The sequence below is a fragment of the Salinibacter sp. genome, assembly GCF_036626415.1.
Lineage (GTDB): Bacteria > Bacteroidota > Rhodothermia > Rhodothermales > Salinibacteraceae > Salinibacter.
This window is the reverse complement of the sequence record NZ_JAZKRW010000024.1, coordinates 20,597-28,219: the sequence shown is the minus strand read 5'-3', so window position 1 is coordinate 28,219 and position 7,623 is coordinate 20,597. Positions and strand designations below refer to the sequence as shown.

General features: G+C 67.7%; 6 protein-coding genes. 5 read left to right on the top strand and 1 reads right to left on the bottom strand.

The window, feature by feature from the left end; genetic code table 11:
* Positions 1-231 precede the first annotated feature (231 nt).
* Positions 232-2,541 (top strand): TonB-dependent receptor, encoded by a 2,310-nt coding sequence (locus V5A20_RS04645; protein WP_332326817.1) that lies wholly within the window; start codon positions 232-234, stop codon positions 2,539-2,541.
* Positions 2,542-2,596: 55 nt separating this feature from the next.
* On the top strand, positions 2,597-3,562 hold the full coding sequence (locus V5A20_RS04640; RefSeq protein ID WP_332316605.1) for a DUF4249 family protein: 966 nt from the start codon (positions 2,597-2,599) through the stop codon (positions 3,560-3,562).
* 36 nt (positions 3,563-3,598) lie between these two features.
* Here V5A20_RS04640 and V5A20_RS04635 read toward each other — a convergent pair whose 3' ends face one another.
* A complete protein-coding gene (locus V5A20_RS04635) occupies positions 3,599-4,420 on the bottom strand; it encodes a hypothetical protein (RefSeq protein ID WP_332316606.1) in 822 nt (273 codons plus the stop codon).
* A 455-nt stretch (positions 4,421-4,875) separates the two neighbouring features.
* On the opposite strand from V5A20_RS04635, the gene fabF reads away from it, so the two are divergent.
* Genes fabF through V5A20_RS04620 form a run of 3 tightly spaced genes read left to right on the top strand, consistent with a single transcriptional unit; the run spans position 4,876 to position 7,591 of the window.
* Positions 4,876-6,141 (top strand): beta-ketoacyl-ACP synthase II, encoded by a 1,266-nt coding sequence (fabF, locus tag V5A20_RS04630; RefSeq protein WP_332316607.1) that lies wholly within the window; start codon positions 4,876-4,878, stop codon positions 6,139-6,141.
* Positions 6,142-6,157: 16 nt separating this feature from the next.
* Positions 6,158-6,607: a hotdog fold thioesterase gene (locus V5A20_RS04625; RefSeq protein ID WP_332316608.1), complete on the top strand. Its 450-nt coding sequence runs from the start codon at positions 6,158-6,160 to the stop codon at positions 6,605-6,607.
* A 33-nt stretch (positions 6,608-6,640) separates the two neighbouring features.
* Positions 6,641-7,591: a ring-cleaving dioxygenase gene (locus V5A20_RS04620; RefSeq protein WP_332316609.1), complete on the top strand. Its 951-nt coding sequence runs from the start codon at positions 6,641-6,643 to the stop codon at positions 7,589-7,591.
* Positions 7,592-7,623: the final 32 nt, after the last annotated feature.

The following is a 7,623-nucleotide window of genomic DNA, read 5'->3' as shown; positions in this document are numbered from 1 at the left end:
GCGACACAATAATCATCGTGAGCGGGGCGGCCGCCAACGGCGGTCGCCCCGTTCGTCGTTCGGGTCGGCCCCACAGACCGGGCCCCCGGCACACTGCTTTTTCCCCGCGCGGCCCCATGGCACACGTGCCCGCCACCACTCTACACGGGCGATTCGTCGGCACTTCGGCACCACGCGCCTGCCTGATCTGTTGAGACGACCCGAACGCATCTCTCCAAGATTTTGCTCGGCATGCGCTGCTCTCGCGTCTGCACCGTCCTCGGCCTCTGTGCCGCCGTCGTGGGCCTCTTGGGGCCGCCGGCCGCGGCCCAGGAGCGGGCGGCCCTGAACGGGTACGTGCGCGACGCCGAGACGGGGGAGACGCTGCTCCAGGCCAACGTCATCGTGGAGGGGACGAGCCGCGGCGCCGCCACCAACAACGACGGCTACTACACGCTCCGGGACCTGCCGCCCGGCCCGCAGACGGTCGTGTTCTCCTACCTCGGCTACCAGACGCGCACGGAAGAGGTCACCCTCGCGGCCGGCGAGACGAAGCGCCTCGACGTGGAGCTCGTGCCCGCCGACCTGCAGACGGAAGAGGTCGTCGTGACCGGCGAGCAGGACGACATCAGTGAGCAACGAATGGGGGTGGACAAGCTCCCCATCGCGACGGTCACCGAACTTCCGTCTGTCTTGACGCCGGACGTCTTCCGCTCCCTCGCGCTGCTGCCGGGCGTCACCACGGCCTCAGACTACTCCAGCAACCTCTACATCCGGGGCGGCGGCCCGGCCCAGACCCTCATCCAGCTCGACCGCACGACCGTCTACAACCCGACCCACTTCTTCGGGTTCTTTTCGACGTTTAACCCCGACGCCATCAAGGACGTGCAGCTCTACAAGGGCACCTACCCGGCCGAGTACGGGGGGCGACTGGGCAGCGTGGTCGACATCTACAACAAGGATGGAAACCGGCGCGAGACCACAGGGGGCCTCAGTCTCAGTAGCCTGGCCACCCGGGGCTACATCGAAGGGCCCTACGGCGGCAGCGACGACGACCCGGCCGGCTCCTACATGGTGGCCGTGCGCCGCTCGACCCTCGAGCCCTTGCTCGCGGCGCTGGACAACGTGGACGGGCTTCCCGATACCTTCTACTTTTACGACGTCAACGCGAAGGCCACCTATAACGCGGGGCCCAACGACGACCTCTCGCTGGCCGTGTACGGCGGGCGGGACCAGCTCTTTCTTCAGCCCGGCGACGGGCAGGAATTCGACGTGGACTACGGCAACCGGACGCTCAGCGCCGACTGGACGCACCTCTTCTCCGACCGGCTGTTCTCGACGCTCACAGTCGCGGGCTCCCGCTACGAGAGCACGCCGGTGTTTGAGCTCGGCGGAACGCGCTTTACCCAGACAAACGAGGTAAGCGACATCTCGCTGAAGGCGGGCATAGAGTACGTCCCGGGCGACCGGCACACCGTGGAGGCCGGGCTGCACGCCAGCCGCCTCACGTTCCGGTTGCGCAATACGTTCGACGGAGACGAAACCTTCAACCAGCGCCTCCAGGGCCAGCAGGCGGCCCTGTACCTAAAGGACACCTACACGCCTGCCTCGGACTGGACCGTCCGGGGGGGACTGCGGGCGACCTACTTCTCAGAGGGAAACTACCTGCGGCTTGCCCCGCGGCTCTCGGTCACGCACGACCTGACGTCGGCGGTGCAGCTGCAGGCCGCCTACGGCCGCTACCACCAGTTTCTCACGCTGGAGACGAGCCAGCTCTTCACGGCCTTTGATTCCTGGCTGATGACCGACGAGGGCCTGCTCCCCTCCTACGGGGACCAGGTTGCCCTGGGCGTCAACGCCCAGCTGGGCAACGCGTGGCAGCTTGAGGTCGAGGGCTATGCGCGCACCATGCGAGACCTGTTCGAGCTGGACCCCTTTCTGCCCGACGCGGCGGGCGTCCCGTACGCCGATCGCTTCCAGGTGGGCGAGGGGCGCGCGTACGGCACCGAAGTGCTCGTTCGACGGCCAGAAGGGCGCCTGAACGGCTTTCTGAGCTACACCCTCAGCCGCACCGAGCGCCGCTTCCCGAACATCAACCAGTCGGAGAACGGCGCTCCCCAGTACTATCCGCCCAACTACGACCGTACGCACGAACTTACGCTTGCCCTCAACTACCACCTTACCGATCAGTGGCGGGTGTCGGGCACCTTCAACTACGCCACCGGCCAGGCCTACACGCAGCCCGAGCAACGCTACGAGCTGGTGGACAGTCCGTTCTCGTTTAGCCCGGGCGTGGGGGGGGAATCGCAGAACGTGCTCGTGAGCCCCTTCAACAACGCCCGCCTCCCCCCTTACCATCGGCTCGACGTGGGCGTCGCCCGGACGGGGCAGTTCTTTGGGATTGCGGAGTACGAGCTGCAGCTTCAGGTTATCAACGCCTATGCGCGGCGCAACATCTGGTTTTATCAGTTCGAAAACGAGTCAGACGGCACGCTCGACCGCAATGTGACCCCCCAGATCCCCATTCCGGTCCCGAATGTATCGTTCTCCCTCACGTTCTAACTCGGCGCGTGACCCCCTGCGTACGCTCCTCCCCACCAATGCCCCTCGTGCTGCCATGCCCCGCCTGCTGCTTCTCATCCTGCCGGCGCTCCTGACGGCCGGCCTTGCCGGCTGCGACGCGACCGCACCCGCGCCCGACACGCAGGTCGTCGTCGAGGCCTACCTGCAGAGCGGCGCCCCCATGCCGCCGGTGCGCCTCACCCGCAGCGTAGGGACAGACGAGGCCTACGTGGCCTCCGAGACGGCCGTGCGAGAGGCGACGGTGGAGGTGCGCCGCCGTGCCGCCGCGGGGGCGCCGGCAGACACGATCAGCTTCGTCGAGCAAGAACCGGGCCTGTACCAGCCCGAAGCCTCCTCGCGGGTGCGCCCGCGCGCCACCTACGAGCTGTCTGTCACCACGCCGGACGGAACGGACCTGACCGCCGCCACCACCGTGCCGGACACACTTTCGATCGTGGAGGCCCAGAACACGACGGCAGTGTACAGGGACACCGCTCGACAGCCCTCCTTCACCATCACCCCCCCGATGAGCGACCGTGAGCAGCAGGCCGTGCTCGTGATCACGGCGACCTCGCTGGCCGACTTCGGACGGCCCGAGTCCCAGCTGGTCCGGGGGCTGACGCCGTTCTACGCAGACATCTACGACGCAGAGGAAGACAGCATCCGCACCTACCGCACCACCTCGTCGGGCGTGCGGAACGAGGCCAACTTCACCCGCGACGCAACCGGCCGCATCGCCACGGACCTCCCGTGGATCTCCGTGGCGTTTTACGGCCCGAACGAGATCGGCGTCCACGTCATCGACGACAACCTGTTCAACCTCATCCGCTCCCAGCAGGCCCAGTCGCCGGGCGGGCCGGGCGGCGGGCTCGGCCCGGGGGAGATTCCGAATGTCATTGAGGACGTGGAGGGGGGCACCGGGGTCTTTGCCAGCTACGCAAAGGCCACCCGCAACGTCTCAATCCAGTGTCCGCCGTCGCTCACGGACGAGGAATGCCCGTCGTTCGCGGCGTTCCCGTAGCTGCACGGGCCTCGGGACGCGACCGCCCCGCCCCGACTACGCCTCGGACGGACGCTCCGACTCCACCCGCGACTGCCGACGCTCCCCGATGTAGCCGCCCACAAGGGACGCGACGAGGCCGATCCCGAGGACAAGGGCCATGCGCCCGTAGGAGAGGATGTCGCCGCCGCCGAGCGCGACAACGAACACGTCGATCAGGAGAATGAGCGTAATGAGGCCGGCGACGGCCGCCTCGTACGACGTGTCGCCCGGCGAGCGGAACGCGCAGATGTACCCGGTGGCCTCCAAGCCCAGAAACACGACGAGCAGCATGACCCAAACGTACGGGGCGTCGATCGCGGCCGCCGGAGTGGTGACGAGCCCAAACCCCCAGATCACAAAGTTCGCCAGAAACAGGCTCACGGCGAATCCGAGAATGGTCCCGGCCATGATCCATTCCCAGGACAGTGCCGGGGCTTCGGACTCCACGTACGTCCGCTGTAGCATTTCTCCGGCCCACGCTCCCCCGAACGTCAGGATGAGGCCGTTTAGGAAGGCAATCACCATCGTATAGGTGAACTCCCCGTCGCTTACGAGAGTGTCGAATGCCCGCAGACCAAGGGCCCCGATGATAAAGTAGGCCGCGACGGCCACCAGTATGGCGGCCAGGGCCGGCTCCAGCACCGTCTCGCCCTCACTCAGGGCCCCGTAGGTCACACCCGCGAGGATGAACCCAGAGACCATGGCGAGCAGGGGAAAGGTGGGCGCCCCGAATGCATTGCCGGTCATCCAGGTAAAGAGGACGACAAACACCACGCCGGTGAGGAAGGACCCAATGATGGCCCGAGGGTCGAAGCGAAAGGCAGAACGGGTAGACATTGCGTGTCGGACGTCGACTCGTGAGAAGTTGGGTGAAAGGGTGCGCGGAGCCGGAATCAGGCACCGAGCCCAGCCAGCGTTCCGTCACGCCTCAATATAAGGATGCAAAGTTCAGAAGAAAGCCGGCCGTCCTCGTAGAACAGTCCTTTCCTTTGGTTTTTCCCAAACTCACTTGGTTAAATCCGCATGACCCCAGCGGAACCCCTTGTTTCGAAACAGGTGGGACGATACACTACAGAATTCCAGAGGAAAAAGCAGTGCCTCGGGGGCGTGGGCACTGTTCCCGGTGCCTTGATGCGCCCATCCTCTGCGGCGGGGCTGCTTCCCGCCATGGTCTTTTCTCGAGACACGGTCCGTTCTTCTACGAGCGTCGGCATACCCGTGAGGCACTGCCGCAGGGAGTGTGTCGCGCTCGCGCCTCCCCCGCATTGACCGCCGACCAGTCCGCCCGCTTCATGGATTCTACCGCTCCCTCTCGCCGCGTCGTCGTTACCGGCCTTGGAGCCCTCACACCCCTCGGCCACTCCGTCGATGAGTTCTGGGCGGGCCTCTTGGCGGGCACGAGCGGGGCGGGGCCCATCACCAAGTTCGACGCGTCGGACGTCCGCACCAAGATTGCGTGCGAGGTCTCGGGCTTCGACCCCACCGACTACATGGATCCGAAGCTGGCCGAGCGCCAGGACCCGTTCAGCCAGTACGCCCTGGCTGTCGCCCAGCAGACCTTCGACGACGCCGACCTTGACACCGACGCCCTCGCCCCGGAGACGCGGGACGACATCGGGGTGATCTTTGGCACGGGCGTGGGCGGAAGCAACCTGTTCGTCGACTCGGTGCTCGACCTCGACGAGAATGGGGCACGGCACATTTCCCCCTTCTTCGTGCCCATGATGATCAGCAACATGGCCGCCGGGCTGGTGGCCATGGAGCACACACTGCGCGGCCCGAACCACTGCGTCGTGAGCGCCTGCGCCACCGGCAACGACGCCATCACCGACGGGCTGCTGCTGCTGCGCCAGGGGCACGCCGAGGCCATGCTGGTGGGCGGCACGGAGGCCTCCATCAACGAACTCTGCGTGGGCGGCTTTGCCTCGATGCGCGCCCTGTCGACCCGCAACGACGAGCCGACGAAGGCAAGCCGCCCGTTCGACGCGGATCGCGACGGCTTTGTGCCCGCGGAGGGGGCCGGGGCCCTCATGCTCGAGACGCTGGAGCACGCCCGTGAGCGCGGCGCCTCCATCTACGCGGAGGTGGCGGGCGTGGGCAAGTCGAACGACGCCCACCACTACGCCGCCCCGGACCCCGACGGTCGGGGCGCGGCCCTGGCCATGGACAAGGCGCTCGACGACGCGGGCCTGGCGCCCACCGACGTGCAGCACATCAACATGCACGCCACCTCTACCCCCGTCGGCGACGTGATCGAGTCGAACGCCGTGAAGCAGGTGTTTGGCGATCACGCCCACGACCTCAACCTGTCGGCCACCAAGAGCATGACCGGCCACATGCTCGGCGCCGCCGGCACGGCCGAGGCCATTGCGTCGATCCTCGCGATTCGAAACGGGCGCGTCCCGCCCACCATCAACCTTGACACCCCCGGCGAGGACTGCGACCTCAACTACACGCCCAACGAGGCGGTGGCCCGCGACGTGACGGCGGCCCTCACCAATGCGTTCGGGTTCGGCGGGCACAACACTACGATTGCGGTCACGGCGTTTGAGGAATAGTCGCCCCCTTTCCGCGATGAGCCCTCCCTCTTCGCCCGACGGCCCCGACCCCCCAACGCCCTCCCTGCCCGACGGCCTCGGCGGCGTGGCCGACCTGCTCGACATTGCGATCGAGACGGCCAGCCCCGAGCGCGTCGTCGCGACCATGCCGGTGACGCCCGACCACCACCAGCCGTTCGGGCTGTTGCACGGCGGTGTGAGCGTGGTGCTGGCCGAGACGGCGGCCAGCGTCGGGGGCGTCCTGGCGGCCCCGGACGGACAGGGGGCCGCGGGCCTCGAGGTGAATGCCAATCACGTGCGCCCCGTGGAGGACGGACTGCTGACGGCCACGGCCACGCCCCTCCATACCGGCCGCACCACGCAGGTGTGGGCGGTCAAAATTCGGGACGCCGACGACCGGCTCGTGTGCGCCAGCCGCTGCACGCTGGCCGTGACCGACGCCCCCGATGCGCCCTCGGCGTCGTAAGGAGATGACTTCCCTGTTCTGACCCTTTTCCCCATGCCCGACGCTTCGCTCCCCGGCGTTCACCACATCACGGCCCTCTGCGGCGACGCCCAAGAGAATCTCGACTTCTACGTGGGCGTGCTCGGCCTGCGTCGGGTCAAGACGACCGTCAATTTCGACGACCCGACCACGCACCATCTCTACTACGGCGACGCCGCCGGCCGGCCGGGCACCACGCTGACCTTCTTCCCCTGGCCGCGAGCGACAAACGGGCGGGGCGGAGCGGGCATGGTTCGCACCGTCGCATTCGCCGTGCCTCCGGGCTCATTGGCCCACTGGCGCGACCGCCTGGCGGCACACGGGATCGAAGCGGAAGACAAGACCTACTTCGGTGAGCCGCGCCTCCACTTCTCGGACCCGAGCGGCCTGCCGCTGGCACTGGTGGCCACCGCCCCCGTCGAGGACGCCACGCCCTGGACCGACGGCCCGGTGCCCGCCGATCGTGCGATCCGGGGTCTCCACGCTCCTGTCCTGCCCGTCTTTTCCGACGACCGGACCGCGGCACTCTTCACGGACGTATTCGGCTGGCCCCGAACCGGCACGGACGGCGATCGCGTGCGCCTCCAGGGCCCCGGCACGGGCGTCGGCACCGCGGTGGACCTGCTCGTGCGCGACCGCCACCCGTCCGGCCGCATGGGCCGGGGCACCGTGCACCACATCGCCTTCCGGGCGCCGGACAGCGAGGCCCAGCGGGCGTGGCAGTCCATCCTCCGGGAGCACGGCCTGCAGGTGACCGACGTGAAGGACCGCCACTACTTTCGCTCCGTCTACTTTCGCGACCCGACCCGAACCTCAGGACTCCTCTTCGAAATCGCCACGGACGGGCCCGGCGTCCACGTTGACGAGGAGGACACGGCGCTCGGCCAGTCCCTCGCGTTGCCGGAGCACCTTGAGTCGCGCCGGGCCGAACTGGAACGGGCTCTTCCCACGCTCTCCGTTCCCTGACGGCGCCCGCCCCCTCCTTCCCTCTTTCGCCT

Coding starts and splice junctions, on each gene's coding strand:
- V5A20_RS04645 (WP_332326817.1), top strand. CDS start 232: ATGCGCTGCTCTCGCGTCTGCACCGTCCTCGGCCTCTGTGCCGCCGTC.
- V5A20_RS04640 (WP_332316605.1), top strand. CDS start 2,597: ATGCCCCGCCTGCTGCTTCTCATCCTGCCGGCGCTCCTGACGGCCGGC.
- V5A20_RS04635 (WP_332316606.1), bottom strand. CDS start 4,420: ATGTCTACCCGTTCTGCCTTTCGCTTCGACCCTCGGGCCATCATTGGG.
- fabF (WP_332316607.1), top strand. CDS start 4,876: ATGGATTCTACCGCTCCCTCTCGCCGCGTCGTCGTTACCGGCCTTGGA.
- V5A20_RS04625 (WP_332316608.1), top strand. CDS start 6,158: ATGAGCCCTCCCTCTTCGCCCGACGGCCCCGACCCCCCAACGCCCTCC.
- V5A20_RS04620 (WP_332316609.1), top strand. CDS start 6,641: ATGCCCGACGCTTCGCTCCCCGGCGTTCACCACATCACGGCCCTCTGC.